The organism is Pedococcus sp. P1_H8 (assembly GCF_056405175.1).
In genome coordinates this window covers 1-377 of record NZ_JBFUCP010000420.1, presented here as the reverse complement: position 1 = coordinate 377, position 377 = coordinate 1, and the positions used below count along the sequence as shown (strand labels likewise).

1 protein-coding gene is annotated in these 377 nt (G+C 71.4%); it reads right to left on the bottom strand.

Features of this window, described 5'->3' with window-relative positions:
* Positions 1–377: hypothetical protein (locus tag AC1DYG_RS20645; RefSeq protein WP_477641696.1), on the bottom strand; the 377-nt coding region annotated here is incomplete at both ends.

Genomic DNA, 377 nt, shown 5'->3' with positions numbered 1-377 from the left:
GTCCGGGATCGCGAGCAGCTGTTCCTTGACGGCCTTGACCGCCCGGCCCGCCTCCGGGCCGCCGGCCATGGCGTCGTCGACGTCGATCCCGGTGAGGTCCAGACTCGCCGGATACACGGTGGTGAACCAGCCGACGGTGCGGGACAGGTCGGCACCGGCGACGACGTGTTCCTCGCGGCCGTGCCCCTCGAGGTTGATCAGGGCCTGAGGCAGGTCCACGCCGTGTTCCCGGCGCCAGGTGATCAGTGCCAGCGCCAGCGCGGCGAGCAGCCCGTCTCCCACACCGCCGTGAAAGGCGTGCGGCAGCGCGGTGAGCAGTGCGTCCGTCACGTTCGACGGCACGTCGACGGTGAGGGAGCTGACGGTCGCGTCGACGT